Below are 26,204 nucleotides of genomic sequence, written 5' to 3' on the forward strand. Positions count from 1 at the left end.
GGGCAGCGGTGACGGTCCCCGAGCCCGTCCGTCCGGCGTCGTCGGGCTACCTCGACGCGGTGCTCGACCCCGGTTCCTTCCGGACCTGGGACACCCCGGCGGGACCCCCGCCCGGGGCGTCCACCGGGTACCGCGCCGAGCTCGACCGGGCCCGCGCCCGCGCCGGGACCGACGAGTCGGTCGTGACCGGCGAGGGCCGGTCCGGCGGGGTCCGGGTGGCGGTGGTCTGCAGCGAGTTCGGCTTCCTCGCCGGGTCGGGCGGCACCGTCGCGGCCGCGCGGATCGTCGCCGCGGCCGGGCGGGCGACGGCGGCCGGGCTCCCGCTGGTGCTGGCGCCGGCCTCCGGCGGCACGCGGATGCAGGACGGGACACCGGCCTTCCTCGCGATGACGGGGATCGCCCGGGCGGTCGCGGCACACCGCCGGGCCGGGCTGCCGGTCCTCGTGCACCTGCGGCACCCGACGACCGGCGGGTCGCTCGCGTCCTGGGGGTCGCTCGGGTCGCTCACCGCGGCCGAGCCGGGCGCGCTCGTCGGGTTCCTCGGGCCGAAGGTGTACCGGGGGCTGACCGGGTCGGCCTTCCCGGCGGGGGTGCAGACCGCGGAGAACCTGTACGCGCACGGCGTCGTCGACGCCGTGCTCGACACCGCCGGGTTCGCCGGGGTGCTGCGCCGGGTCGCCGCGCTCACCCGCCGCGGTCCGGCACCGGTCCCGCCGGTGCCGGAGTCCGATCCGGCGCCGGGGCCCCCGCCCGACGCGTGGACCTCGGTCACCGCGACCCGGCGACCCGACCGGCCGGGCGTGCGCGACCTGCTCACCGACCCGGACACCGTGCTGCTGCACGGCACCGGCGCCGGCGAGACGGCCGCGGCGACCGTGCTGTGCCTGACCCGGTTCGGGACCTCGCCGTGCGTCCTGGTCGGGCAGGACCGGACCGCCGCACGGGCGGCGGGCCCCGCCGACCTGCGGGTCGCCCGCCGGGGGATCCGGCTCGCGCGGGAGCTGCGCCTGCCCCCGGTGACGGTCGTCGACACGGCCGGGGCCGAGCTCTCGCCCGCCGCGGAGCAGGGGGCGCTCGCGGGGGAGATCGCGCGGTGCCTGGCCGAGCTGGGCGCCCCGGGCGTGCCCGTCGTGTCGGTGCTGCTCGGGCAGGGTGGCGGTGGCGCGGCACTGGCCCTGCTGCCCGCCGACCGGGTCCTCGCGGCCCGGCACGGGTGGCTGACCCCGCTCCCGCCGGAGGGGGCGTCGATCATCGTGCACGGCACGCCCGGCCGGGCGCCGGAGACCGTCGCCGCGCAGCGGGTGCGCAGCGCCGACCTGCTGGCGCTCGGGGCGGTGGACCGGATCGTCGAGGAGTGTCCGGACGCCGCCGACGAGCCCGCCGCGTTCGTCGCCCGGATGCGGGCCGCGCTCGCGGAGGAGATCCCGCGCGCCGCGGGCACCCACCCTCCACTGAACTCGTACCGAACCCCACGACCGGGAGACCGACCTTGCTGCTCACCTCGCTGACCGATCCCCGGGACCTGGAGCGTGCCGTCACCGTCGGCGACGACGTGCTGTCCCGCGCCGAGCTCCTCGACCGGGCCGGCCGCCTCGCCGCCAGCCTCCCCGACCACGGCCCCCTCGCCGTGCACGCGACCCCCTCGATCGACACCGTCGTCGCCATCACCGCCGCCATCCTCGCCGGCGTCCCGGTCGTGCCCGTCCCCCCGGACTCCGGGCCCGCCGAACGCGGCCACGTCCTCACCGACTCCGGCGCCACCGCCTGGGCCGGAGAGCTGCCCGACGACGTCGACCTCCCCGTGGTCCTACCCGGCTCGCAGCCCATCGCCCCACGCCCGGTCGACCCCGCCGCCACCGCGATGCTGCTCTACACCTCCGGCACCACCGGCCGCCCCAAGGGCGCCCAGCTCTCCGGCACCGCGATCGCCGCCGGCCTCGACGCCCTCTACCAGGTCTGGGACTGGACCCCCGAGGACACCGTCGCCCACGGCCTGCCCCTGTTCCACGTCCACGGCCTGATCCTCGGCGTCCTCGGATCACTGCGCCGCGGCTCCCGCGTGATCCACACCGTCAAACCCCAACCCGCCCGCTACGCCGCGGTCGACGCCACCATGTACTTCGGCGTCCCCACCGTGTGGAACCGCATCGTCGACGAACCCGACGCCGCCCGCGCACTCGGCCGGGCCCGGCTCCTGGTCTCCGGCAGCGCACCCCTGCCCGCCACCCTGTTCGACCGCATCGCCGCCCTCACCGGCCAGGCGCCCGTCGAGCGCTACGGCATGACCGAAACCATGATCACCCTCTCCGCGCACGCCGACGGCGAACGCCGCGCCGGCTGGGTCGGCCTGCCCGTCCCCGGCGCCGAGACCCGGCTGCTCCCGGCCACCGACGACGCCACCGACGACGCCACCGACGCCACCGATGCCGGCCCCGTCCCCGACGACGGCGAGACCATCGGCCGCCTGCAGGTCCGCGGCCCGATGCTGTTCGACGGCTACCGGGGCCGCCCCGACGCCGACGACGAGTGCTGGGCAGGCCAGGGCTGGTTCCGCACCGGCGACCTCGCCGTGCGCGACCCCGACGGATTCCACCGCATCGTCGGCCGCGAGTCGGTCGACCTCATCAAGTCCGGCGGCTACCGCGTCGGCTCCGGCGAGATCGAGGCCGTCCTGCTCGACCACCCCGCCGTGTCCGAGGTCGCCGTCGTCGGCGCCCCCGACCCCGACCTCGGCCAGAAGATCGTCGCCTACGTCGTCGGCGACGGCCGCGACGCCCAGGCCCTGATCGACCACGTCGCCGCACAGCTGTCCTGGCACAAACGCCCCCGCGAGGTCGTCTTCCTCGACGACCTGCCCCGCAACCCCATGGGCAAGGTCCAGAAGAAGCTCCTCACCTGACGGCCCGGTCGCGCCCGGTGCTCGCGGCGACGGTGGCGTCGCGGGGTGCGGCGAGCCGGATCCGCCAGGCCCCGCACCGGCAGCGCTGGTAGCTCACGACGCCGTCGGAGGTGCGGTGCCGGGACGTCGTGCGCCATTCGTGGTCCAGGGGTGTGCTCACGACGACCACGCTGCTGTAATGGCTCAGTGCACATCAACCCTTACGGCCGGGATCCGGTGCGGCTCGCCGTGGACCTGGTGAACGACCCGCCGGGCACCCTCGACGCGCTCGTCGCGCGCTGCCTCGCCGCGGGGGTGACGCGGGACTGGGAGCCCGAGCCGGCCGACCTGCCCGCGGTCCGCGCCTTCCTGGCCCGCTGGGAGGAGGTCGTCGACGCGGCACCGGGCGCGGAGCGGGCGCGCCCGCTCAACGCCCTGCTCGCCGAGGCCACCGGCCCGCCGCGGCTCACCGACCACGACGGCCACTGGCACCTGCACCACCGCGACGACGGCCTCGGCCTGGCCGGGGTGCTGCGCGCCCTGCTCGCCACCGGCACGGCCACCCACCTGGCTACCCGGGGGATGGACCGGCTCGGCCGGTGCGCCGCCGACGGCTGCACCCGCGTCTACGCCGACGTCTCCCGCGGCGGGCGGCAGCGCTACTGCAGCGCACGCTGCGGGAACACCGACGCGGTGCGCCGGCACCGCCGTCGCGTCGCGGCCTGAGCGCACGCGCGGGATACCCGAGCGGGTGTCCCCTGGCGAGCACGTGTGGTCTGGGTCATCAGCGCCCGGCCAGAGCCTGAAATGGGGTGCCGTCCGCCGGTAGTGTGCCGTTCCGACCAGCGCCGCCGGTGCGTCACCCGCGCACCCCGGCGGTCGAGAAGAGAGCACCCGACGGCTCCCACCGCGGAGCCAGGATTGGAGGTCGGCGTGGCCCTCGTCGTGCAGAAGTACGGCGGTTCGTCGGTCGAGAACGCGGAGCGGATCAAGAAGGTCGCCGAGCGCATCGTCCGTACCCGCAAGGAGGGCCATGACGTCGTCGTCGTCGTGTCCGCCATGGGGGACACCACCGACGAGCTGACCGATCTCGCCGAGCAGATCTCGCCGAAGCCGCCGCTGCGGGAGATGGACATGCTCCTCACCGCCGGTGAGCGGATCTCGAACGCGCTCGTCGCGATGGCGATCCACTCCCTCGGCGCCGAGGCACGCTCGTTCACCGGCTCCCAGGCGGGCATGCTCACCACGTCCAAGCACGGTGACGCCCGCATCACCGAGGTCAACCCGTGGCGGCTGCGCGAGGCCCTCGACGAGGGGCACATCGTCCTCGTCGCCGGCTTCCAGGGCATGAGCGCGGACTCCCGCGACATCACCACGCTGGGCCGCGGCGGGTCGGACACCACCGCCGTCGCGCTGGCCGCCGCGCTGAACGCCGACGTCTGCGAGATCTACTCCGACGTCGACGGCGTCTACACCGCCGACCCGCGGATCGTCTCCAAGGCCAGCCTGCTGGAGACGGTGACCTACGAGGAGATGCTCGAGCTCGCCGCGTCCGGCGCGAAGGTCCTGCACCTGCGCGCCGTCGAGTACGCCCGCCGCTACGGCGTCCCGCTGCGGGTCCGCAGTTCCTACAACGACAAGCCGGGCACCCTGGTCTCCGGCTCGATCGAGGAGATCCCGTTGGAGAATCCGATCATCACCGGCGTCGCGCACGACCGGTCCGAGGGCAAGATCACCGTCACCGGCGTGCCGGACACCCCCGGCATGGCGGCGAAGATCTTCCGCACGGTCGCCGACGCGGAGATCAACATCGACATGGTCCTGCAGAACATCTCCAACGTGTCGGACAAGAAGACCGACATCACGTTCTCGCTGCCCCGCACCGACGGCGACACCGCCGTCGCGGCGCTGGAGCGCGCGAAGCCGGAGATCGGCTTCACCGAGCTGATCTACGACAACGACATCGGCAAGGTCTCGCTGGTCGGCGCGGGCATGCGCAACCACCCGGGCGTCACCGCGAAGTTCTGCGAGGCGCTGTCCGACGCCGGGATCAACATCGAGACCATGAACACCTCGGAGATCCGGATCTCGGTGATCTGCCGCTCCGACCAGCTCGACGACGCCGTGAAGGCCCTGCACGAGGCCTTCGAGCTCGGCGCCGAGGACGACGCGGTGGTCGCCGCCGGAACGGGCCGGTGAGCTGACGATGGCCATGGACTCACCCGTCCTCGCGCTCGTCGGCGCGACCGGTGCCGTCGGCACCACGATGATCGAGATCATCGACTCCCGCGAGTCGGTGCCGTGGGGCGAGATCCGCCTGATCGCCTCGGCCCGCAGCGCCGGCAAGGTGCTGACGGTCCGCGGCCAGGACATCACCGTCCTGGAGCTGAAGCCCGAGGTCTTCGACGGCGTCGACATCGCCATGTTCGACGTCCCCGACGAGGTCTCCGCCGAGTGGGCGCCGATCGCCGCCTCCCGCGGTGCGATCGCCGTCGACAACTCCGGCGCGTTCCGGATGGACCCCGAGGTGCCGCTGGTGGTGCCCGAGGTCAACCCGGAGAAGGTGACCGAGCGCCCCAAGGGCATCATCGCCAACCCGAACTGCACGACGCTGTCGATGATGGCGGCGATGGGCGCGCTGCACCGCGAGTTCGGCCTGGAGGCGCTGGTCGTGTCGTCGTACCAGGCGGCGTCCGGTGCCGGGCAGCCCGGCATCGACCAGCTCTACGCCGAGATCGAGGCGCTCGCCGGCGCCGGCGCGGGCAACCGCTCCGGTGACGTCGCCGAGGCGCTGCGCAAGGCCGGGGTCAAGGTCGGTTCGGAGGAGGGCTCGCCGTTCCCGGCGCCGCTGGCGCTCAACGTCGTTCCGTGGGCCGGCTCGCTCAAGGACGACGGCTGGTCGTCGGAGGAGCTGAAGGTCCGCAACGAGTCCCGCAAGATCCTGGGCATCCCGGACCTGAAGGTCTCCGCGACCTGCGTGCGCGTCCCGGTCGTCACCACGCACGCGCTGGCGATCCACGCGACCTTCTCCTCGGAGGTCTCGGTGGAGGCGGCCCGCAAGGTGCTCGCCGCGCAGCCGACGATCGTCGTGAACGACGATCCGGCCGCGGGCGAGTGGCCGACCCCGGCCGACGTCGTCGGCGGGGACCCGACCGTGGTGGGCCGGATCCGGCAGTCGCTGGACTTCCCGAACACCCTGGAGCTGTTCGTGTGCGGGGACAACCTGCGCAAGGGTGCGGCCCTGAACACCTACGAGGTGGCGGAGACGGTCGCCGCGGCCGCCGTCGTGTACGGGTCAGGGCAGTCGCAGCGTCGTCACCAGCGCCCGGTGGTCGGTGCCCGGCACCAGGTGCACCGCGAACGACTCGGCGGAGATCCCGCCGGTGAACAGCACGTGGTCGATCTGCGGGCCCAGCCACTCCGGCGCCCAGGTCGGCCAGGTCCCGGTCAGGCCGTTGCCGGTCTGCGCGCCCGCGTCGCCGCAGCCGGCGGTCGCCTCGCGGAACACCGAGTGGTCGAGCGAGGCGTTGAAGTCCCCCGCGACCACGGCCGGGGTGCTCCCGGTGCACCACCGGGGCAGCTGTCCGAGGTCCTCGCGCCACTGCCCGACCGCGCGCGGGGTGGGCGCGACCGAGTGGAACGCGACGAAGCGCAGGTCCCCGAGCCCGCCGCCGGTCGCCTCCATGTAGGGGAAGCGGGTGTCCTCGCCGACGTCGGTGCGGACGTCGCCGAGCCGCTCGGAGATCGCCACGGTGTTGCCGGTGACGTCGTCGCGGCGCGGGGACACCGAGGCCTCCAGCCGGTAGCCCAGCGGCGTGAGCAGCGGCTCCAGCTGCTGCTTGTAGCGGCCGCCGGACTCCGGGATCGAGACGATGTCGGGCTTCTCGGCGGCGATCAGCGCGGCGAGCGAGTCGGCGTCGGCCTCGCCCTCGTAGACGTTGAGCGCCAGGACCTTCAGCGTCGCGCCGCCGGCCGCGGGCGTGGTCGTCGCGACGGTCCGCGGGGCTACCATGCCCGCCCCGGCCACCGCGACCAGCGCGAGCACGAGCGGGACCGGCCAGAACCGCCGGGCGAACACGGTGACGAGCAGCCCCACCACGACGAGCACCGCGAGCGCCCCGACCAGGACCGGCCGGAACGCGATGAGCTGCGCGAAGGGCGAGTGCGCGTCGAGGCCGACGACGTCGGGCAGCACCGCGGTCGCGGCCGCGGCGCCGAGCAGCAGTGCGAAGCCCCACCGGACCCGGCCGAAGCGGCGGCGCGGCCGTCCGCGGCGGATGGGCTGGGTCTCGGGGTCGGAGTGGGGCGGTGCGCTCACTCGGTCCAGTCTGCCGCAGCGGCGTACCCGGTCGCCGCGTCCGACGGGTGTGATGCGCCGATCGCCTGTGGACGCTCTCAGCCATCGGGTTGCGCGACCGCTCGTCGGCCGTTCGCCGTCGCGGCGGTGCGGGCCGACGGCGGCCGGGTCAGCGCCCGGTGCGCAGCAGCGCCGCCGCGGCGACCGCGCCCAGCACGGCCACCGACCCGCACACGACGATCGCCGCCGCGGGCGAGGCCGCGTCGACCAGGAACCCCGACAGCGGGGTGGCCAGCGCGATCCCCAGCGTCGTCGCCGAGCCCTGCAGCCCGGTGACCAGCCCGCGGACCCGGTCCGGTGCGAGGTCGCCGATCGCGGCGCTGCCCGCCGCGAGCGTCGCCGCCGTCACCAGGCCGGCGGGCACGAGCAGGAACAGCAGGCTCCACCACGTCCAGGCCAGGGCCGCGGGCAGCGTCGCGAGCCCGAGTGCCGCGAGCAGCAGTGGCAGCGGGACGGCGCGGCGGGCGGCGCCGTAGAGGAACCCGCCGACCAGCGACGCCAGGCACCACACCGCGTTGACCAGCGCGATCGCCCACGCCTGCCCCTCCGAGGTCAGCGCGGCGATGAACGCGAACTCCGTGCCCATGATCGCGACGACGGCCGCGGTGACGGTCAGCAGCGCACCGACCAGCGGACGCGTCAGCCAGCTCTTCAGCGGCGGGCGCGGTCCGGCGGGGGTGGCCGCGGCGTCACCGGGGCGGTCGGCGCGCACGGGCGGGTCCAGCCGCCACAGCGCGAGCCCGGCGAGGACGAACCCGGCCCCGACGACACGCATCGTCGTCGCGGACCCGAGCCAGACCGTCAGCAGCGAGCCGACCGCCGGGCCGGTCATGTAGGAGATCTCGACCGTCATCGAGTCCAGCGCGAACGCCGGCCGCCGCTGCGCCGACGGCACCGTGGCCGCGATGACCTGGCGGATCAGCGAGAACACCGGCAGCGTCAGCACGCCGGCGACGAACGCGGCGCCGAGCAGACCGGCGTAGCCGAGCAGCGGTGCGACCGACCAGAACAGCGCCCCGGCCGTCATCGTGAGGGCGAGCACCGGGCGCAGCCCGTACCGGTCGACCACCGAGCCGAGCAGCGGGGAGCCGATCGCCATCCCGGTCGGCACGGCGGCGGCGACCAGGCCCGCGGCGCCGTAGCCGTGACCGAGGGCGGTGACCGTGTGCAGGGTCAGGGTGACGCCGACGGCCGTCGCCGGGATCCGCGCCGCCATCCCGATCGCCGTGACCGCGCCGACCCCCGGCAGGCGCAGGACGTCGGCGAAGGCGCCGGGACCGGCGCGGTGGGCGGTGGTGACGGCGTCGGACACGCCCCCATCCTGACCCGGGGCCCGCCGTCGTCGCGCACCGGTTTCCGTTTCGTTCGCCCGAGCCCGGGCACCCGTCCGGTGACGGGTCACCGGACGGCGGGACGGGACCCGTGGTCCGGAGGGGGACCCGGCAGGCCCGCCCCACCCACCACGCGCGAGGAGGCTCGGCCGTGACCACGTCGCACCAGCCCAAGCCCACCACCACCGACGGCGGCAGCCCGGTCGCCAGCGACGAGCACTCGCTGACCATCGGCCCCGACGGCCCGCTGCTGCTCAACGACCACTACCTCATCGAGCAGATGGCGAACTTCAACCGCGAGCGCATCCCGGAGCGCCAGCCGCACGCCAAGGGCGGTGGTGCGTTCGCGCGGTTCGAGACCACCGAGGACGTCTCGCAGTACACCAGGGCCGCGTTCCTGCAGCCCGGCGCCGAGACGCGCGGTGTCATCCGGTTCTCGACCGTCGCGGGCGAGCGGGGCAGCCCCGACACCTGGCGCGACCCGCGCGGCTTCTCGCTGAAGCTGTGGACGACCGAGGGCAACTGGGACATGGTCGGCAACAACACGCCGGTCTTCTTCGTCCGCGACCCCATGAAGTTCCAGCACTTCATCCGCAGCCAGAAGCGGCGTGTCGCGAACAACCTGCGCGACCACGACATGCAGTGGGACTTCTGGACGCTCTCGCCCGAGTCCGCGCACCAGGTCACCTGGCTGATGGGCGACCGGGGCATCCCGAGCACCTGGCGGCAGATGAACGGCTACTCCAGCCACACCTACAGCTGGATCAACGAGGCCGGCGAGCTGGTCTGGGTGAAGTACCACTTCAAGTCCGACCAGGGCGTGGAGTGCCTGACCCAGGACGAGGCGGACACGCTCGCGGGCTCGGACCCCGACCACCACCAGGCCGACCTCTACCACTCCATCGAGGCGGGCGACCACCCGTCCTGGACGCTGTACGTGCAGGTCATGCCGTTCGCCGACGCCACGACCTACCGGTACAACCCGTTCGACCTGACCAAGGTGTGGCCGCACGGCGACTACCCGCTGATCAAGGTCGGGACGCTGACGCTGGACCGCAACGTCGAGGACTACCACGCCGAGATGGAGCAGGCCGCGTTCGAGCCGAACAACCTGGTGCCCGGCACCGGGCTCTCGCCGGACAAGATGCTGCTCGCCCGCGGGTTCTCCTACGCCGACGCCCACCGCGCCCGGCTCGGCGTCAACTACAAGCAGATCCCGGTCAACGCGCCGCGCAGCGAGGTGAACAACTACCAGAAGGACGGCGCCATGCGGATCACGAACACCCGTGACCCGATCTACGCGCCCAACTCCTACGGCGGCCCGCAGGCCGACCCGAAGCGGGTGTCGGAGGCCCTCTGGTACGCCGACGGCGACATGGTCCGCAGCGCGTACACGCTGCGCGAGGACGACGACGACTGGGGCCAGGCCGGGATCATGGTCCGCGAGGTCTTCGACGACGCCGCCCGCGAGCGCTTCGTCGGCAACGTCGCGGGCCACCTGCTCGACGGCGTCTCCGAGCCGGTCCTGCAGCGCGCCTTCGAGTACTGGCGCAACGTCGACAAGAGCATCGGCGACCGGATCGAGCAGGCCGTGCGCAACGGCGGCTGACCCGGCGCGACCGCCCGGCGCGGCGCCGCACCCGTCGCGGTGCGGGGCCGCGCCGGGTTACGTTGCGGCCCGACACCGTCGTCGGCGCAAGGGGGCGCAGCGTGCTGATCCGGAACCCGGCCCGCCAGCTGGACTCGGGCTACCTCGACCGCATCCCGTGGTTCCAGTTCCTGCTGCTGTCGCTGCTGTTCCCGATGTGGGGCGCCGCCGCGGGGCTGAACGACATCCTGATCACCCAGTTCAAGCACGTCTTCACGCTGTCCGACGCCGCGACGGCCTTCGTCCAGTCCGCCTTCTACGGCGGCTACTTCCTCGTCGCGATCCCGGCGTCGCGGATCATCCGGCGCACCTCCTACAAGGTCGGGGTGCTGATCGGGCTGGTCGTCTACATCGCCGGCTGCGGGCTGTTCTTCCCGGCGAGCACGCTCGCCACGTACGGGATGTTCCTGTTCTGCATCTTCGCGATCGCGGTCGGCCTGAGCTTCCTCGAGACCAGCGCGAACACCTACTCGTCCATGCTCGGCCCGCGCCGCACCGCGACGCTCCGGCTCAACATCTCCCAGACCTTCACCCCGCTCGGGAACCTCGCCGGCGTGATCCTGGGGAAGTACCTGATCTTCGGGACCGGCGACTCGATCGAGGCGCAGATGGACGCCGCCCCGACGCCCGGGGCCCGCCAGGCGCTCGGCGAGGCGCTGCTGCTCAACACGCTGCGGCCGTACCAGTTCATCCTGGTCGTGCTGGTCTGCCTGCTCGTGCTGTTCCTGGTCACCGACTACCCGGCGGCGCGGCCCACCGGCGACCGGGCCGCGGGCGACCTGCACCGGGCCGGGCTCGGCGAGACCCTGCGGGTGCTGGCGCGCACCGCCCAGTACCGCAAGGGCATCGTCGCGCAGTTCCTCTACGTCGGGCTGCAGACGGCGGTCTGGTCGTTCACGATCCGGCTCGGGCTGGAGCTGTACCCGGGGCTCAACGAGCGCGACGCGACCGACTTCATGATCCTCGGCTTCGTCTGCTTCCTGGCGGGCAAGTTCGTGGCGAACGTGCTGATCGCGCGCTTCTCCGCGGCCCGGGTGCTCGTCGTCTACTGCGGGCTCGGGGCCGTGCTGCTGCTCGTGGCCGCGCTCGGCCCGGCCGCGCTCGCGGTGTGGCTGGTCATCGCGTCGAACCTGCTGATGGGGCCGTGCTGGCCGACGATCTTCGGGCAGACCCTCGACACCGTCGACGACAAGCGTCACCAGGAGACGGCGGGCGCGGTGCTGGTCATGGCCATCGTGGGCGGGGCCGTGGTCCCCGTCGTGCAGGGGGCGGTGTCGGACGCGCTCGGGTCGCTGCAGATGTCGTTCGTCGTGTCCGCGGCGTGCTTCGCCGCGATCGCGCTGTACTTCCGCAGCAACCTGCGGGCCGGCGTGAGCGCCCCGGCCGAGCCCGTCCGGACCTAGGGTGGGCCGGTGGAGATCTGGCACAACCCGCGCTGCTCGAAGTCCCGCGCCACCCTCGCGCTGCTGACCGGGCACGGCGTGGAGCCCTCGGTGCGCCGCTACCTCGACGACCCGCCGACCCGCGCCGAGCTGGAGGTGGTGCTGGCCGCGCTCGGCACCGAGGACCCGCTGGCGATCACCCGCACCGGAGAGCCCGCGTTCCGCGAGCAGGGGCTCTCCGGCGCCGACCGCGACACCCTGCTCGACGCACTGGCCGCCGAGCCGCGGCTGATCGAGCGGCCGGTCGTGCTCGACGGCGGCCGGGCCGTGCTCGGCAGGCCGCCGGAGAACGTGCTGGGCCTGCTCGAGGCGTAGCGGGCCCTCAGCGCACCAGCGCGCGGCGCACGAAGTCGACCTCGGTCGCGACGAGGTCCAGCTGGTCGGACACGACCAGCGAGCCGTGCCCGGCGTCGAACCGGCTGACCTCGTAGGACACGTCCCCGCGCGCGGCGAGCGCGTCGAGGTAGTTGTCGATCTGCCGGATCGGGCAGCGCGGGTCGTTCTCCCCGGCGAGCACCAGGACCGGCACCCGGACCTCGTCGACGTAGGTGAGCGGCGAGGCCTCCCGGTACAGGTCGGGCAGCTCGTCGGGGGAGCCGCCGAACAGTGCCCGGTCGAACGCGCGCAGCTGCTCCATCTCGTCGGCGTAGGCGGCGACGTAGTCGGCCACCGGCACCCCGGCGACGACCGCGGCCCACCGTCCCGGCTGGGTGCCCGCCGCGAGCAGCGCCAGGTAGCCGCCCCAGGACCAGCCGTCGACGGCGCACCGGCCGGCGTCGACGGTCCCGTCGGCGACCAGCGCGTCCTGCACCGCGGCGACGTCGGCCAGCTCCGTCAGGCCCGGGCGCCCCTCGATCGCGTCCCGCCAGGCCGAGCCGTAGCCGGTGGAGCCGCGGTAGTTGACCTCGACGACGGTGAACCCGGCCTCCACCCAGGTGGCGCGGCCGGCGTCGAAGCGGTCCTCGTCGGCGGCGTGCGGGCCGCCGTGCAGCACGAACACCGCCGGCGCGACGCGGTCGCCGTCGCGGGGCGCCTGCGACACCAGGCTGTGCACCGGCCCGCCGGGGCCGTCGGTCCACACGTCGCGGACGGCGACCGAGCCGGGCGGGCGCGCCCCGGGCGGCGCGACGAGCACGTCGTCGGAGCCGTCCGGGCGCAGCGCCCGGATCTGCGACGGCGTCGCCGCCGACGACGCGGAGTACTCGACGGTGCCGTCGTCGCGGACCTCGGCGGAGCCGACGCAGCCCGGCGCCGTCGCCAGCTCGGTCAGCTCCCCGGACGCGAGGTCGTGGCGGAACAGCCGGGTCCGCGCGGCGTGGGTGTGTGCGACGAGCAGCGCCGCGGCGTCCGGGGTGAAGCCGCCGACCAGCTCGCCGGGCAGGTCGAGGGCGAGCTCGGTGACCGCCCCGGTGACCGGGTCCCAGATCAGCAGCTCGTCGCGGCCGCGCCGCTCGTGCCCGACGAGCAGGCGCTGGTCCCCGGCGACCGGGGAGAACTCGAGCGGCGCGAGCCCCTTCCCGGGGCCGTCGTGCAGCTCGGCGACGGTCTCGCCGGTAGCGACGTCGAGCACCCGCAGCGACGGGTGTCGGGAGTCGCCGTGCTCGGAGTGGGAGATCGCGAGCAGCGTCTCGTCCTCCGACAGCGCGCCGACGCCGGCGTCCTCGGTGTGCCGGTAGATCTCGCGGGCGTCCGCACCGGACCCGCGCCCGTGCACCGACAGGACGGTGCCGTCGTCGGTGGACACGCCGACCGCGGTGACCCGGCGGCCGATCTCCAGGCCGGCGGGGTAGCCGTCGCCGGCACCGGGCACGGCGGGCGTGGTGGCGGTGCCGGGGCCGGTGCCCCACGGCTGGGCGACCCAGTGGCCGAACTCGTCGCCGTCGGTGTCGGCGAACCACCACACCTGCCCGCCGTCGGGCGGCAGCACCGCGGAGGTGGTGCCGTTGCGCCGCTCGGTGACCCGGTGGTGCTCGCCGGAGTCGCGGTCCCAGGCGTGGATCTCGAAGGTGCCGGTCGCGTTGGACACGTACACCGAGCGGGCCGGGGCGTCGCGGGCCCAGCCCGGGCGGGACATGCGCACCGCGGTGAACCGGGACCGCCAGCGCTGCTCGCGCTCGTCGTCGAACAGCGCCGGGGGGACGGGTGCGGTGGGGTGCGGGCTCACGGACCCGATCGTGCCGAACGCCACGAACGGGTCCGCACGGTGGGGTCACCGGCCGGTGATCCGGCAGCATGGGGGACATGCGGAGACCGGCCCGGGTGCTGCTCGCCGGGGTGCTCGTCCTCGCCCCGGCGGTCGCGGGCTGCGGTGCGGCCGGGACGGCGGCCGGTGCCGCCGCGGCCGGCCCGACGGTCGTCGCCGCGGCCGACGAGCAGGGCCTCACCCCGGTCCGCTTCGACTACGTCGCGACCACACCGGACCCGGCGGTGCCCACCGTGCGGGTGCGGCGCGGCACGACGGTGGTGCTCACCGTGGGCAGCGACGTCGCGCGCCGGGTGCTGGTGCCCGAGCAGGGCCGGGCGATCGACGTCAGCGCGGGCAGCACCGTGACCCTGCGGTTCCTGGCGCTGGGGACGTTCTCGGTGCGGGTCGCCGAGCCCGGCGCGTCCCGCGGCGGGACCGTGATCGGCCGCGTCGAGCCCTGGCACTGAGCCGCCCGTGCCGGGCGGCCGGCGGGTCAGGCGAGCGCGTCGACGCGGTCGGCGATCGCGCGCAGCCCCTCGGCGATGTCCACACCGGACGGTGCGGTGTCCGGGTCGAGCATCCACTGGACCATGACGCCGGTCAGCAGGGCCTGGTAGACCGCGCCCAGCACGTGCACGCGCCGGTCGGCGGCGGCCGGGTCGTCGTCGGGCAGGGTGTGGAAGGTCAGGGCCAGGCCCTCGCGCACCTCGCGCTGGGCCTCGGCGAGCTTCGCGCGCAGCTCGGGCAGGCGCTCGGCCTGGGCGAGGGCCTCGACGTGGGTGGCCCACAGCCGTCGCTGGGTGGAGAACAGGCCGACCACCCGGCTCCAGGTGTCCTCGACCCGGCGCTCCGGGTCGGTGGTGCCGGTCGCCGGCTCGGCGAGCGCCCGGTCGAGCTCCTCGCCCCAGGCGGTCGTCGCACGCAGCAGGGCCTCGGTGAGCAGGGCGTCCTTCGACCCGAAGTGGTAGCCGATGGAGGCCAGGTTCGTGCCGGAGGCCGCCACGACGTCGCGCGCGGTCGTCCGGCCGAAGCCCTTCTCGTAGAGGCACTGCGCGGCCCCGTCCAGCAGCTCCTCGCGGTGTCCCATGATCGGCGAACCTAGCGGGTCGGGAGGGACGTCCGTACACCGGCCGTTCACCGGTGGATGCCACGGTCGTGCAACGCTTGCGTGACGGCGGTCACGCCGGGTAGGGACTCTCCTGGAAGGCGCCCTCGACGGTGTGGGCGTCGTCGCCCGACGAGGAGTCACCGTGAGCAGACTGCGATTCGGCACGTTCCTGGCCCCGTTCCACCAGCCGGGACAGAACCCCACCCTGGCGTTGCAGCGCGACCTCGAGCTCGTCGAGCATCTCGACCGGCTCGGGTTCGACGAGGCCTGGATCGGTGAGCACCACTCGGCGGGGTCGGAGATCATCGCCTCGCCGGAGATCTTCATCGCCGCGGCGGCGGAGCGCACCCGCCACATCAGGCTGGGCACCGGCGTCACCTCGATCGCCTACCACAACCCGCTGTGGGTGGCGGACCGCATGGTGATGCTCGACCACCTCACCCGCGGCCGCACGATGCTGGGCTGCGGGCCGGGCTCGCTGCCGACCGACTCGTCGATGATCGGCCTGAACCCGACCGACACCCGCGAGCTGCTCGAGGTGAACCTCGACATCATCATGCGGCTGCTGCGCGGTGAGGTCGTCAACGCACAGACGAGGACGCACACGCTCGTCGACGCGCAGCTGCAGCTCGCGCCCTACAGCGACCCCTGTTTCGACGTGGCCGTCGCGGCCGTCGCCTCGCCGACCGGACCGCGGATGGCCGGGCAGCACGGCGTCGGGCTGCTCTCCATCGGCGCCACCCTCACCCAGGACGGCTTCGACGCCCTGGCCCACCACTGGAGCGTCGTCGAGGAGCGTGCCGCCCACCACGGCCGGCCCGCGCCGGACCGGTCGAAGTGGCGCCTGGTCGGGCTCATGCACGTCGCGGAGACCCGGGAGCAGGCCTACCGCGACGTCGAGTACGGCATCGAGCACTGGTTCCGGTACTTCCAGAAGGTCGCCGCGTTCCCGCAGATGGCGGTCGAGGGCGGCGACGCCAAGGAGATGATCGACTTCATCAACGAGGCCGGCATCGGCGCGATCGGCACCCCGGAGGACGCGCGGGCGCAGGTCCGCAAGCTCGTCGACCAGTCCGGCGGCTTCGGCGCGATGCTGCTGCTCGGGCACGAGTGGGCCAACCCGGAGGCGACGAAGCGGTCCTGGGAGCTCATCGCGCAGTACGTGATGCCGGAGTTCCAGGGGCAGGCCGCGGGCACCCTCGCGGCGAAGGACCGGGCCACCTCGACCCGGGAGAAGCACGCCCAGACCCAGCTCGACGCCGTCGACACCATGACCAAGCGCTACGAGCAGGAGAAGGCGGGCGGCTGAGCGGTGCCCGGCGCGGCGGTCAGCGACCGCCGCGCCGGGCCCGGCCCGCGCCGGCGAGCCACAGGGTCGCCAGCACCGCGCCGGTCGGCGCGGAGAAGATCAGGAACCACCACGGGCTGAGGTCGGTGAGCAGGGCGAGCACACCGGTCCCGGCGGCCGCCGCGGCGGTGAGGCACAGCCAGATGACCGACAGCACCCGCATCGCGACCCCGCCCGCGGTGGCGGAGAAGACCGCGCCGTCGCGGCGGCCGGGGGCGGCGACGGCGGGCAGGTCCGCGGTGACCCGGCCGAGGTCGGCCCGGGTGCGCATCCGCCACACCTCGGTGAGGCGCTCGTCGTACTCGGCCAGGTCGAGATAGCCCTCGGCGTGGGCGGCCCGCAGCCGGTCGGCGACCGCCTGGCGGTCGGCGTCGGAGATCCGGACCTGCTGGGGTTCCACCGCCTCGCTCACCCTCTCGATGATGCCTGCGCGTGTCCCGTTCGTGCCAGTGTGGGCGTGTGGCGGCGAGGGTGGTCCCGGGGCGGGCACGGTTCGCGGCGGCCGTCGTCGACGCGGGGCCCGGCAGCCGCGTGCTGGAGGTCGGCAGCGGGCCGGGCGCGGCGGCGGCGCTGGTCTGCGCGCGGCTCGACCCCGCCGCGGGCGGCCGGATGACGGCCGCGGACCGTTCGGCGGTCGCGGTCGCCCGGACCACCGAGCGCTGCGCCGACGCCGTCGCCACCGGGGTGCTGGCCGTCGTGCGGTCCGACCTGGCGGGGCTGCGGCTGCCCGACGCCTCGGTCGACGTCGCGTTCGCGGTGAACCTCAACCTGTTCTGGACCCGCGACCCCGGGCCGGAGCTCGCCGTACTGGCCGCGGTGCTCGCGCCGGGCGGGGTGCTGCACGTGCTCTACGAGGGCACCCCGCCCGCCGCCGTGGCCGCCGGGCTGCGGCGGCACGGGTGGGACGTGGAGCCGGTGGCCGGGCCGGGCGGGGCCGGGGTGAGCGCCCGCTACTCGCAGGCGACGCCGTCGTCGTCGCGGTCGAGCGCGGACCGGTAGCCGGGGGCACCGCGCATGATCGGCGCGGCGCCCGCGGCCCGTGCCGCGTCGCAGTTCTCGTAGTAGGCCGAGCCACCACCGGAGGCCGGCGGGTCCGTCGCGGCCGGCGGTGCGGGGGCCGCGGGGCGCGGGGCGGCGGGGCGCGGGGCGGCGGCCTGCGTGCGGGGCGCGGACGGGGCCGCGACGAGCGGACGCGCCGGGGCCGGGACGTAGGGCCGGTCCACGTCGGGATCGGGGTCGACGACGACCGGGGCCTGCGCCGGCGCCGCGGCCGGCACGACCGGGGCGGCCGCCTCGGTCAGCGTGATCGGGTCGCCCGCGGCGGCGGTCGCCGCACCCACCGGGGTCTGGGCGGTGACCGTCCCGGCCGGGGTCCCGGGCGTCGCCGCGGACGGCGGGCCGAGCACGACGTTGGTGAACCCGGCGGCGCGCAGGGTCTCGCGGGCCTGCGCGTCGGCCGTGCCGACGACGTCGGGGACGACCAGCACCACCGGGACCGCCGGGACCGCCGGCGCCGCGGCGGCGACCTCGGCGGTGGCGGCGGGCTGCGGCGGCGCGGTCGCGGCCCCGACGATCCCGAGGGTCGTGGTGAGCAGGCACAGCACGCTGCCCGCCACGCCGAGCGCCAGGCCGGCGCCGCTGCGTCCCGCGGTGGCCGCGGCGCCGCGCCGGTACCGGCCGCGCCCGCTCCGTGACAGCGCCACCGCCGGGACCGTGACGAGCAGGCCCAGCACGGGGAACCAGCCGACCAGCAGGCCCGCGACGCCCAGCCAGAACCCGGCCGTCGCCCGCGGGTTCGTCCGCCGGACCACGGGGATCGGCTGCGTCACCGGCTCGGCGGGGACGGTCCAGTGCTGGGTGGCGGTCATCGGTGGCCTCTCGCTCGTCACGGTGCGGAGCTGCACCGGTGACCCGCGTGTCGACCGCCGTGACCGCGGCATTACCCGGTGTCATCAGGAGTGATGACTACGGGGTCAGCACGAGCTTTCCGACGGCGGTGCGCTCGGCGTAGGCCCGCGTCGCGACGGCCGCGTCGTCCAGCGGCAGCGCGTCGGGCTCGGCGGGGTGCAGCTCGCCGGCGGCGATCCGCCGCAGCACCTGCGCGGCCAGGTCCCGCGACGCCGCGGGGTCGGTCCGGGACCAGTCGCCCCAGTCGACCCCGACGACGGTCCGGTTGCGCAGCAGCACGATGTTCGCGGGCAGCCGCGGGATCCCGCCGGAGGTGAAGCCGAGCACGCAGAACCGCCCGCCCGTGCCCAGCGCGCGCAGGGCGGCCTCCGCGGCGTCGCCGCCGACCGGGTCGACCACGACGTCGGCCCCGCCGCCGGTGTGCGCCCGGATCGCGTCCTTCAGCCCGTCGTAGCCGATCGCGGCCTCGGCCCCGGCGGCCAGCGCGGCGTCGCGCTTGTCCGGTGTGGACGCGACGGCCAGCACCCGCGCCCCGGCGGCCCGCGCGTGGTCCACGGCGGCCTGCCCGATCCCGCCGCTCGCGCCGAGCACCACGACCCACTCGCCGGGCCGGACCGCGACCCGGTCGCGCAGCGCGAAGGCCATCGTCCCGTGGCTCTCCATCGACGACGCCGCGACGCCGGCGCCGACCCCGTCCGGTACCGGCACCAGCGCGTCCGCCGGGACCCGCACGTGGCTCGCGAACCCGCCGAAGGAGGTCAGCAGCGCCGCGACCCGGCGGCCGCCCGTGGTGCCGGCGACCGCGGTGCCGGGGGTGAACGGCAGCGGCGGGCGCAGCTGGTAGCCGCCGCGGGCGATCAGCCCGTCGACGAAGCTGACCGCGGCCGCCTCCACCTCGACGACCACCTCGCCGGGACCGGCGACCGGCGTCGGCTCCTCGACCGTCTCGAACCGTTCCGGATCGGCGAACTCCCGGCAGAGCACCCGTCGCACAGCGCCTCCTCGCGTCGTCGGCGTTCCCCGGACCGAGCCTGCCACGCACCGGCCGGCGACGATCATCGACGGCATGATCGACTGCCCGTGTCCGCTCGTACCCGGGTGGACTCCCCGCGGGACGCGGAGAGGGAGGAACATGGCCGGCGTGTCGGCCGAGCGCCCGGAAGACGACCGGGCCGCGGACGGCCACCGCTCCGACGGCCGCAGCACGCGCTGGGACGCCCACCGCGCGCGACGCCGCGAGCAGGTGGTCGACGCGGCGCTGTTCGTCCTGGCCCGGGACGGTCAGGACTTCGGCGTCGACCAGGTCGCCCACGAGGCGGGCGTGACCAAGCCGGTGATCTACCGGCACTTCGGGGACCGGGCCGCGCTGCTCGACGCGATGGCCGAGCGGGCCACCGACCGCCTCATGGAACGCCTGATGCCCGCGATCTACGACGACGGCGCCATCCGCCCCCGCATCCACCGGGCGGTCGACGCGGTCCTCGGCCTCCTCGACGACTGGCCCGGCGTCGACCTGCTGTTCCGCCGCAGGCTCCCCGGCCAGCGCGGCGAGGTCGTCGACGCGGGCCGCGAGTTCATCGCCGCCGCGCTGACCGGTGTGCTCGGCGGGTACCTCGACGAGCTCGGCCTGCGCGAGACCGAGTTCGTCCAGGTGTGGGCCCAGTCGCTCGTCGGGTCGGTCCAGACCGTCTCGGAGTGGTGGCTGGGCGGGCGGGCGGGCGCCACCGTCCCGCCGCGCGAGGTCGTGTCCCGCCATCTGACCGCGCTGATCTGGGCCCAGATCGACGGCATCGCGCGCCAGTACGGCATGACGCTGGACCCCGAGGCGCCGCTGCCCGGAGCACCCGGGCCGAGATAGGCGTTACTCCACGTATAGGGTACCGTCCCGCAACGGCCGCACCGGGAGGTCGTGACCCCTGCGGAGGCCGGGTCGATCTGCGCACGGGCCCCGCGGGGGACTCCGGGCGCGCAGGCGTGCGGAGGGGGACCATGTCCGAGGGGGACGAGGGCGGGGTCGGGCGTGTCCCGGCACCGCCGGACGAGCTGGCGCCGGGCGGGCCGCGGGCGAAGGCGCGGGGCTGCCTGTGCTCCGTGCTGGCCAACGCGGCGTTCCGGTCGGGGGCCGAGCGTGAGCCCTGTATCGATCCACGCTGCCCGATGCACGCCCGTCCGGACGAGGGCTGACCGCTGCGGAGGAGACGCCTGTGCGTCCCTCCCTCCCCGGCAGGGCGGGGTCACCTTCGGGGGATGCGTGTCCCCGCCCTGCCCCCCGCACCGCTGGAGACGACCGTGCCCGACCCCGAGCGCGTCACCGCCGAGCTGCGCCGCGAGCTCGGCGCGGTCCGCGAGGAACGGCTCGCCGTCCGCTACGCCGGCCTCGTCACGCAGCTCCGGCTGGCCGGGGAGGTGCGGGTCGAGGACGGGCGGACCACCGTCCGCGCCGAGTTCGACGATCCCGTCCCGGCGCTGGCGCTGCGTACCGAGCTGGGCCGGCTGCACGGCAGGCCCGGGCTGCACGCCGAGATCGTGACCAGCGGCGGGACCTCGCTGCGCTACCGCGTCCTGGTCCGCGCGCCCGGCACCGACCTGGCCCGCGCGACCGGTCTGGTCGACCGGAGCGGGCGGACGGTGCTCGGGTTGCCGCCCGCCGTCGTCGCGGCCGGGCCCGGGGTCGCGGCCGGGGTGTGGCGCGGGGCGCTGCTGGCGCGCGGGCGCGTCGTCCGCCCCGCCGGGCGCACCCGCCTGGTCGTCACCTGCCCGGGGCCGGCGGTCGTGCTGGCCCTGGTCGGGGCGGCGCGCGGGCTCGGGGTCCTGGCCGCGCCGCAGGAGACGGTCAGCGAGCACCGGGTCGTCGTGCGCGACGAGGAGAGCGTGGACGCGGTGCTCCGCAGCAGCGGGGCGCCGCGGGTCGCGGACCTGCTGGCCCGGCTGCCCGCGGCACGGCCGGTGGCCGGGGCGGCGTCGGTGCCGCTGCGGTCGGTCAACGCGCGCCGGGCCGCCGAGGCGGCCGCGTCGACCGGGGACCGCGTCCGCCGGGCGCTCGACGTGCTCGGGGCGGGCGCGCCCGCGCACCTGTCGGAGACCGCGCTGCTCCGGCTGGCGCACCCGGACCGGTCGCTGGCCGAGCTCGGGCGGCTCAGCGACCCGCCGCTCAGCAAGGACACCGTGGCCGGGCGGCTGCGCCGGCTGGTCCGCCTGGCCGACGAGCACGGCGGCGACGGGGCCTGAGTCACCCGCCACGATCCGCCCGCCGGGCGCACCCGGGGTACGGTATGGACTCACGCATTCATCGCCTCAATTCGTCGAAATCGGGAGGTTGCCTTTCCATGCCTCGGTCCGACTCGGTCACCAAGAATCCGGAAAAGGGTTACGTCGCTCTGCTCGGCTGGAGTCTCAACGCGGTCGAGGCGGTCGACCGGTTCGACCGCCGGTACGTCGTCGTCGCCCCCGACTGGGCCGAGGAGTACTGCAAGGAGCACGAGATCCCCTACGTCCCGTGGAACTTCGAGCGGCTGAACGACCGCTCGATGGAGATCGCGGAGACGCTGCAGGAGATGGGCGTCGACGTCGCCATCCCACTGTTCGAGGAAACGGTGGAATGGGCCGGTGCCATCAATTCCGTGCTGCTGGACAATCCGCGCCTGTTCGGTCAGGCGATGCTGCTCCGGGACAAGGCGCTGATGAAGCGCCGCGCCCAGCTGGGCGGCATCCGGGTGGGCATCTTCGAGGAGGCCCACGACCGTGACGACATCGTCCGCTTCCTCAAGCGGGTCAACCAGACCCTGCTGAAGCTCGACGGCGACCCGAACGACCCGATCCACATCAAGGCGTTCGACAAGGCCGGCTGCCTCGGGCACCGCGTGGTGCGCACCTACGAGGACATCGACAACATCCCGGACGAGGAGTTCCCGCTCCTGATGGAGTCCCACCTGGACGGGTGGGAGTTCGCCGTCGAGGCCTGGGTGCACAACGGCAAGATCAAGTTCCTGAACATCTCCGAGTACGTCACCCTCGGTTACTCGGTGTTCGTGCCGGCGACCCCGGAGCTGGAGCACTACCGGCCCGCGATCACCGCCCAGATCGAGAAGCTGATCAAGACCTTCGACATCGAGTTCGGCTTCGTCCACCCCGAGTACTTCGTGACCTCCGACGGCGAGATGTACTTCGGCGAGGTCGCCTACCGGCCGCCGGGCTTCAAGGTCTTCGAGCTGCTCGAGCGCTCCTACGGCTTCAACGCCTACCAGGGGCTCGTGCTGGCCTTCGACCCGAAGACCACCGAGGAGGAGATCGACGCCTTCTTCCCGAAGGAGGTCGAGGGCGCCTCCGGCGTGGCCGGCTGCTTCGGCGTGTACCCGCGCCGCCGGGTCGTCTCCTCGCTCCAGATCCCGGAGGAGACCGAGGACGACGACTACTACGAGTCGCACGACCTCAACGCCCCGATGGAGGAGACGGTCACCAAGAGGACCGCGTTCGGCACCCACTGGGGTCTGCTCTACTTCTTCGGGGACGACCCCTACCGGATGCGCGATCTGTTGAAGAAGCAGGAAGAGCTCGACTTCTACGTCTAGTCGGCGTGGAGGACCAACGCGAGGGAACTCTGTGAATCCGACTCCCGACGTCGCGGGCGGGGCCACGGTGCTCGACAAGCGCCTGGCCTCGCTCGACGACGCCACCCGGGACCTGGCCAGGACCCCGGCCTTCGGCAAGACGACGAAGATCCGCCGGGTCCTGGAGCAGCTCCGGCGCGTACTGCTGCAGGACGGCGGCCCCGCCGCCGTCCAGTCCCGCGCGCAGGTGCTGGAGGAGGCCGGCGTCTTCGCCGGCACCGACTGGTCCCAGCCCGACATCCTGGTCCCGGCGTTCGTCGGGGCCGGGCTGCACAGCGGCAAGGCCGACACGGTGGTCATGGAGGCGACCAGCGAGCTGCGGATGCTCGCGGTCGCGCTCGGCGAGTACGACCACCCGTCGATCTCGGCCGAGGACGCCCGCCAGTTCCTGTCCCAGGTGCTGGCGATGAACCTCGAGCTGCTGTTCACCCCGCCGACCGAGGCCGAGCGCGTCCACGAGGGCCGCACCGCCCAGATGATCCGGGACCTGTTCCGCCACATCGCCGAGGGCATCGGCTACGACAGCGTCCTGGACAAGCTCGTCGCCGAGATCTGGCGGATCCTGCGCCAGCGCCCGATCCAGGTCGACCAGGTGTCGTCGCTGATCACCCGGCTGTCGGTGTGGCGCGGCGACCCGGACGTCGACCTGTCCTCCGGGCAGGGGCTCGACCGCCTCATCACCGCGCTGTTCGGCACGACCGAGGCCAGCCGGGAGGACCCGGGCGTCGACGTGTTCCGCGCCCGGCTCGAGGCGATGGACACCGGCGGGCTGCAGTACGAGGCCGCCGGGTTCGCCCGGGCCATGCACGACACCGGGCTCGTCTCGCCGTACCACGCGGAGCTGCTGCAGTTCCTGCGCCACGAGAGCGACTACCTGCTCGCCGAGGCGCTCGGCCTGTCCGACACGGGCAAGAACTGCCTGCTGCGCTACCGCGACCTGGTGCACCGGCTGATCGAGGAGGCCGTCACCCCGCACACCGCGCAGTGCATCTACGGGCTCGCGCTGCTGCTGGACCGCGGCATCCTCTACGAGCCGCCGCTGGTGCCCGGTCTGTGGCGCCAGATCGCGCTGGAGATCGGCCCGGCCGCCCGGCAGCGGCTGGTCGCCGCGTTCGGCGAGCAGCCGGCGCCGGAGGTCCGGCTGCTGGCCGGGGTGCTGTCCATGCTCGGCCAGCCGCTCGGCGTCGGACAGGGCGACAACCCGACCTGCCAGTCGGCGCGGGCGCTGTCGATGTGGGCCTACAACGACCCCGACTACCTGCTGCAGATGGTGGTCTGGGCCGCCCGCGACGACGAGATCGTCATGCACTTCGAGGGCCAGCGGATCTCCTCGCGGGAGAGCACGGCCGGCGTCGCGGAGAAGCTGCCGATCGACCTCGACCCGGTCTCGCTGGTCGTCGTGCCGCACCTGGACCGGATCTACGCCGAGATGGGCCGCCGCTGCGCCGGGCGCCCGGGCGACCCGCACCGCTGGGTCAACCCGGAGTTCCACGGCTGGTGGGCCGCACGCGGGTTCCACATCAACGTCGACGTCGCCACCGGCAACCTCGTCGACCTGGACACGTTCCTGCGGCAGTTCCACGCCGGCTACCACCCGGCCTACAACGGCGGGCAGCCGCTGATCCACCCGCAGCCCGCGGGGATCGCCGTCACCGACAGCGCGGCGCGCTACGTCGGCTGGCACGCGATCACCGTCCTGCGGGTCGCGCCGGACCCGCAGGACGTGATGCGGGTGTACTTCTACAACCCGAACAACGACAGCGGGCAGGACTGGGGCGACGGCGTCGTCGTCTCGACCGCGGGCAACGGCGAGCGCTTCGGCGAGGCGTCGCTGCCGTTCGACCAGTTCGCGTCGCGGCTCTACATCTTCCACGGCGACCCGCTGGAACACGGCGAGCCGGAGAAGGTCCCGGCCGAGGACGTCGCGACGATCGTCGGCTACATCGAGCGGAGCTGGGGTGCCGACCGCCTCCCGGCGGGCGCGGCGCTGCAGGCCTCCGACGGTCCGGCGCCGGTGGACTGACCGACCCGTGGGACGACCGCCCCTCCCGGCGTCGCTCGGCGCCGCCGGTGCCGTGCTGCTCACCGCCGGGGCCTGGGCGGTCGTCCTCGCGCCGGGCTCGGTGGCCGCGCTCGCCGCCGCCGTCGCCGGCACCGGGCTGGTCGTCCTGGCGTGGCTGCTGCTCCTGCGGCTGCCGGTGACCACCGCGCAGGCGGTCCGGACGCTCGTGGTGTGGACCGCGCCGCTGCTCGTCGCGCCGCCGCTGTTCAGCCGCGACGTGCACAGCTACCTGGCCCAGGGGGCCGTCGCGCTGCGCGGGATCGACCCGCACCGGGTCGGCCCGGCCGGCGGGCTGCCGCCGGGGTCACCGGTGCTCGCCCGCGTCGACGGGTACTGGCGGGACACGCCGTCGCCGTACGGGCCGGTGACCGACCTGCTGCAGAAGGGCGTCGCCGCGGTCGCGGGGGACGGCCTCGTCGCGGGGGTGGCGCTGTACCGGCTGCTCGCCGTCGCGGCGGTGGCGGGGATCGCGTGGGCCCTCGCGCGGCTGGCCGCCGCGCACGGGGTCCCGCCGGGGCGGGCGCTGGTGGCGGGGGCGCTGAACCCGCTCGTCCTGTGGCACGTCGTCGGCGGGATGCACAACGACGGGCCGATGCTGGCGCTGCTGCTCGCCGGGCTCGCCGTCGGGCTGGGACCGTCCCTGGCCGCCGGTGCCGCGCTCGTCGCGCTGGGTGCGCTGGTGAAGGCGCCCGCCGCGGCCGGGCTCGCGGTGCTCGCGATCGCGGCCGGGCGGCGCGGCGACGGGCCGGGGGCGCGGTGGCGCGGCGTCGCCGTGGTGGCCGGCACCGGTGCGGCGGTGCTCGTCGCCGGCTCGGCCCTGGTCGCGCCGGGCTGGGTCGCGGCGCTGTCCACACCGGGGCAGCTGACGAGCTGGATGGCCCCCACCAACTGGGCCGGGCTCGCCGCCGCCGCGCTCGGGGCCGACCCCGCCGCGGCGCCGGCCACGGCCCGCGCCGCGGGCACCGTGCTCGCCGTGCTGCTCGCGGCGGGGGTGCTCGTCGCGCAGGCCCGTGGCCGGGTCCGCCCGCTCGCCGCGACGGGCCTGGTGCTGGGGGCCGTCGTGGTGCTGGGGCCGGTGCTGCACCCGTGGTACCTGCTGTGGGCGCTGACGCCCGTGGCCGCGGTGCCGCTGGTGCCCCGCGCGCGGACGGCGCTGACGGCGGTGTCGGCGGTGTTCGCGCTGCTCCTGCCGCCCATGGCGGGTGACTTCTCCGGCCGGGGCGGTGCGCTCGTCCTCGCCTACGCGGCGGCGCTGCTCGCGGTCGCGGCCGTGGCGGTCGCGGCGGTGCGGACCCGCGCGGTTCCGCCCGGCCGGCGCGGATCATGCTGA

24 protein-coding genes and 1 pseudogene are annotated in these 26,204 nt (G+C 74.9%); 17 read left to right on the forward strand and 8 right to left on the reverse strand.

What is annotated here, in order from left to right; translation table 11 throughout:
- Positions 1–8 precede the first annotated feature (8 nt).
- Both WJX68_RS08390 and WJX68_RS08395 read left to right on the forward strand, forming a co-directional pair.
- Complete coding sequence (locus WJX68_RS08390) at positions 9–1,508, forward strand: carboxyl transferase domain-containing protein (protein ID WP_340287703.1); 1,500 nt, start codon at positions 9–11, stop codon at positions 1,506–1,508.
- A complete protein-coding gene (locus WJX68_RS08395) occupies positions 1,490–2,899 on the forward strand; it encodes an acyl-CoA synthetase (protein ID WP_340287705.1) in 1,410 nt (469 codons plus the stop codon). Before WJX68_RS08390 ends, WJX68_RS08395 begins: the two co-directional genes overlap by 19 nt.
- Here the strand turns inward: WJX68_RS08395 and WJX68_RS08400 are convergent.
- On the reverse strand, positions 2,892–3,059 hold the full coding sequence (locus tag WJX68_RS08400) for a hypothetical protein (protein ID WP_340287707.1): 168 nt from the start codon (positions 3,057–3,059) through the stop codon (positions 2,892–2,894). The two genes, WJX68_RS08395 and WJX68_RS08400, sit on opposite strands and share 8 nt — an antisense overlap.
- Positions 3,060–3,085: 26 nt before the next feature.
- Here WJX68_RS08400 and WJX68_RS08405 point away from each other — a divergent pair, with 26 nt between their 5' ends.
- From WJX68_RS08405 to WJX68_RS08415, 3 genes and pseudogenes are all read left to right on the forward strand, one after another.
- Positions 3,086–3,604, forward strand: coding sequence for a CGNR zinc finger domain-containing protein (locus WJX68_RS08405; RefSeq protein WP_340287708.1), 519 nt, complete (start codon positions 3,086–3,088; stop codon positions 3,602–3,604).
- A 207-nt stretch (positions 3,605–3,811) separates the two neighbouring features.
- Positions 3,812–5,077, forward strand: a complete 1,266-nt coding sequence (locus WJX68_RS08410) for an aspartate kinase (protein ID WP_340287710.1) — start codon at positions 3,812–3,814, stop codon at positions 5,075–5,077.
- Positions 5,078–5,084: 7 nt separating this feature from the next.
- A pseudogene (locus WJX68_RS08415) lies at positions 5,085–6,155 on the forward strand (aspartate-semialdehyde dehydrogenase); the annotation flags it as partial.
- An 18-nt stretch (positions 6,156–6,173) separates the two neighbouring features.
- Here WJX68_RS08415 and WJX68_RS08420 read toward each other — a convergent pair.
- Both WJX68_RS08420 and WJX68_RS08425 read right to left on the reverse strand, forming a co-directional pair.
- Entirely contained in the window at positions 6,174–7,196 is a 1,023-nt protein-coding gene (locus WJX68_RS08420; RefSeq protein ID WP_340287712.1) for an endonuclease/exonuclease/phosphatase family protein, read from the reverse strand.
- Positions 7,197–7,344: 148 nt separating this feature from the next.
- Entirely contained in the window at positions 7,345–8,547 is a 1,203-nt protein-coding gene (locus WJX68_RS08425; RefSeq protein ID WP_340287715.1) for an MFS transporter, read from the reverse strand.
- A 170-nt stretch (positions 8,548–8,717) separates the two neighbouring features.
- Here WJX68_RS08425 and WJX68_RS08430 point away from each other — a divergent pair, with 170 nt between their 5' ends.
- The 3 genes from WJX68_RS08430 to arsC all read left to right on the forward strand — a co-directional run bounded on the left by WJX68_RS08430 (position 8,718) and on the right by arsC (position 11,971).
- Positions 8,718–10,175 carry a catalase gene (locus tag WJX68_RS08430; protein ID WP_340287716.1) on the forward strand — a complete coding sequence of 486 codons (1,458 nt, stop codon included), beginning with the start codon at positions 8,718–8,720 and terminating at the stop codon, positions 10,173–10,175.
- A 101-nt stretch (positions 10,176–10,276) separates the two neighbouring features.
- Positions 10,277–11,617 (forward strand): L-fucose:H+ symporter permease, encoded by a 1,341-nt coding sequence (gene fucP, locus WJX68_RS08435; protein WP_340287718.1) that lies wholly within the window; start codon positions 10,277–10,279, stop codon positions 11,615–11,617.
- Between the two features lie 9 nt (positions 11,618–11,626).
- Positions 11,627–11,971: an arsenate reductase (glutaredoxin) gene (gene arsC, locus WJX68_RS08440; protein ID WP_340287719.1), complete on the forward strand. Its 345-nt coding sequence runs from the start codon at positions 11,627–11,629 to the stop codon at positions 11,969–11,971.
- A 7-nt stretch (positions 11,972–11,978) separates the two neighbouring features.
- Here arsC and WJX68_RS08445 read toward each other — a convergent pair whose 3' ends face one another.
- Positions 11,979–13,820: a prolyl oligopeptidase family serine peptidase gene (locus tag WJX68_RS08445; RefSeq protein ID WP_340287720.1), complete on the reverse strand. Its 1,842-nt coding sequence runs from the start codon at positions 13,818–13,820 to the stop codon at positions 11,979–11,981.
- A 77-nt stretch (positions 13,821–13,897) separates the two neighbouring features.
- Here WJX68_RS08445 and WJX68_RS08450 point away from each other — a divergent pair, with 77 nt between their 5' ends.
- Positions 13,898–14,308, forward strand: coding sequence for a hypothetical protein (locus tag WJX68_RS08450; protein ID WP_340287721.1), 411 nt, complete (start codon positions 13,898–13,900; stop codon positions 14,306–14,308).
- A gap of 26 nt (positions 14,309–14,334) precedes the next feature.
- Here WJX68_RS08450 and WJX68_RS08455 read toward each other — a convergent pair whose 3' ends face one another.
- On the reverse strand, positions 14,335–14,928 hold the full coding sequence (locus WJX68_RS08455) for a TetR/AcrR family transcriptional regulator (RefSeq protein ID WP_340287722.1): 594 nt from the start codon (positions 14,926–14,928) through the stop codon (positions 14,335–14,337).
- Between the two features lie 163 nt (positions 14,929–15,091).
- On the opposite strand from WJX68_RS08455, the gene WJX68_RS08460 reads away from it, so the two are divergent.
- Positions 15,092–16,258, forward strand: coding sequence for an LLM class flavin-dependent oxidoreductase (locus WJX68_RS08460; RefSeq protein ID WP_340287723.1), 1,167 nt, complete (start codon positions 15,092–15,094; stop codon positions 16,256–16,258).
- 19 nt (positions 16,259–16,277) lie between these two features.
- Here WJX68_RS08460 and WJX68_RS08465 read toward each other — a convergent pair whose 3' ends face one another.
- Entirely contained in the window at positions 16,278–16,709 is a 432-nt protein-coding gene (locus WJX68_RS08465; protein WP_340287725.1) for a DUF1707 SHOCT-like domain-containing protein, read from the reverse strand.
- Between the two features lie 47 nt (positions 16,710–16,756).
- On the opposite strand from WJX68_RS08465, the gene WJX68_RS08470 reads away from it, so the two are divergent.
- Positions 16,757–17,296: a class I SAM-dependent methyltransferase gene (locus WJX68_RS08470; RefSeq protein ID WP_340287727.1), complete on the forward strand. Its 540-nt coding sequence runs from the start codon at positions 16,757–16,759 to the stop codon at positions 17,294–17,296.
- Here the strand turns inward: WJX68_RS08470 and WJX68_RS08475 are convergent.
- Both WJX68_RS08475 and WJX68_RS08480 read right to left on the reverse strand, forming a co-directional pair.
- Complete coding sequence (locus tag WJX68_RS08475; RefSeq protein WP_340287729.1) at positions 17,248–18,165, reverse strand: excalibur calcium-binding domain-containing protein; 918 nt, start codon at positions 18,163–18,165, stop codon at positions 17,248–17,250. The two genes, WJX68_RS08470 and WJX68_RS08475, sit on opposite strands and share 49 nt — an antisense overlap.
- A 97-nt stretch (positions 18,166–18,262) precedes the next feature.
- Positions 18,263–19,198, reverse strand: a complete 936-nt coding sequence (locus WJX68_RS08480) for an NADPH:quinone oxidoreductase family protein (RefSeq protein ID WP_340287731.1) — start codon at positions 19,196–19,198, stop codon at positions 18,263–18,265.
- A gap of 139 nt (positions 19,199–19,337) precedes the next feature.
- Here WJX68_RS08480 and WJX68_RS08485 point away from each other — a divergent pair, with 139 nt between their 5' ends.
- The 6 genes from WJX68_RS08485 to mptB all read left to right on the forward strand — a co-directional run bounded on the left by WJX68_RS08485 (position 19,338) and on the right by mptB (position 26,204).
- On the forward strand, positions 19,338–20,063 hold the full coding sequence (locus tag WJX68_RS08485; protein ID WP_340287732.1) for a TetR family transcriptional regulator: 726 nt from the start codon (positions 19,338–19,340) through the stop codon (positions 20,061–20,063).
- Positions 20,064–20,194: 131 nt separating this feature from the next.
- Complete coding sequence (locus WJX68_RS08490) at positions 20,195–20,389, forward strand: hypothetical protein (RefSeq protein WP_340287733.1); 195 nt, start codon at positions 20,195–20,197, stop codon at positions 20,387–20,389.
- A 63-nt stretch (positions 20,390–20,452) separates the two neighbouring features.
- A complete protein-coding gene (gene whiA / locus WJX68_RS08495) occupies positions 20,453–21,433 on the forward strand; it encodes a DNA-binding protein WhiA (RefSeq protein ID WP_340287735.1) in 981 nt (326 codons plus the stop codon).
- A 98-nt stretch (positions 21,434–21,531) separates the two neighbouring features.
- Positions 21,532–22,773 carry an ATP-grasp domain-containing protein gene (locus tag WJX68_RS08500; RefSeq protein WP_340287737.1) on the forward strand — a complete coding sequence of 414 codons (1,242 nt, stop codon included), beginning with the start codon at positions 21,532–21,534 and terminating at the stop codon, positions 22,771–22,773.
- Between the two features lie 31 nt (positions 22,774–22,804).
- Positions 22,805–24,835: a hypothetical protein gene (locus tag WJX68_RS08505; protein WP_340287739.1), complete on the forward strand. Its 2,031-nt coding sequence runs from the start codon at positions 22,805–22,807 to the stop codon at positions 24,833–24,835.
- Between the two features lie 7 nt (positions 24,836–24,842).
- Entirely contained in the window at positions 24,843–26,204 is a 1,362-nt protein-coding gene (gene mptB / locus WJX68_RS08510; RefSeq protein ID WP_340287741.1) for a polyprenol phosphomannose-dependent alpha 1,6 mannosyltransferase MptB, read from the forward strand.

The sequence above is a fragment of the Pseudonocardia spirodelae genome (assembly GCF_037727765.1).
GTDB lineage: Bacteria > Actinomycetota > Actinomycetes > Mycobacteriales > Pseudonocardiaceae > Pseudonocardia > Pseudonocardia spirodelae.

What these genes read in the sequence shown, in the direction of transcription:
- WJX68_RS08450 (WP_340287721.1), top strand. Translation starts at nt 13,898, where the DNA reads ATGCGGAGACCGGCCCGGGTGCTGCTCGCCGGGGTGCTCGTCCTCGCC.
- whiA (WP_340287735.1), top strand. Translation starts at nt 20,453, where the DNA reads ATGCGTGTCCCCGCCCTGCCCCCCGCACCGCTGGAGACGACCGTGCCC.
- WJX68_RS08485 (WP_340287732.1), top strand. Translation starts at nt 19,338, where the DNA reads ATGGCCGGCGTGTCGGCCGAGCGCCCGGAAGACGACCGGGCCGCGGAC.
- WJX68_RS08455 (WP_340287722.1), bottom strand. Translation starts at nt 14,928, where the DNA reads ATGGGACACCGCGAGGAGCTGCTGGACGGGGCCGCGCAGTGCCTCTAC.
- WJX68_RS08490 (WP_340287733.1), top strand. Translation starts at nt 20,195, where the DNA reads ATGTCCGAGGGGGACGAGGGCGGGGTCGGGCGTGTCCCGGCACCGCCG.
- WJX68_RS08500 (WP_340287737.1), top strand. Translation starts at nt 21,532, where the DNA reads ATGCCTCGGTCCGACTCGGTCACCAAGAATCCGGAAAAGGGTTACGTC.
- WJX68_RS08475 (WP_340287729.1), bottom strand. Translation starts at nt 18,165, where the DNA reads ATGACCGCCACCCAGCACTGGACCGTCCCCGCCGAGCCGGTGACGCAG.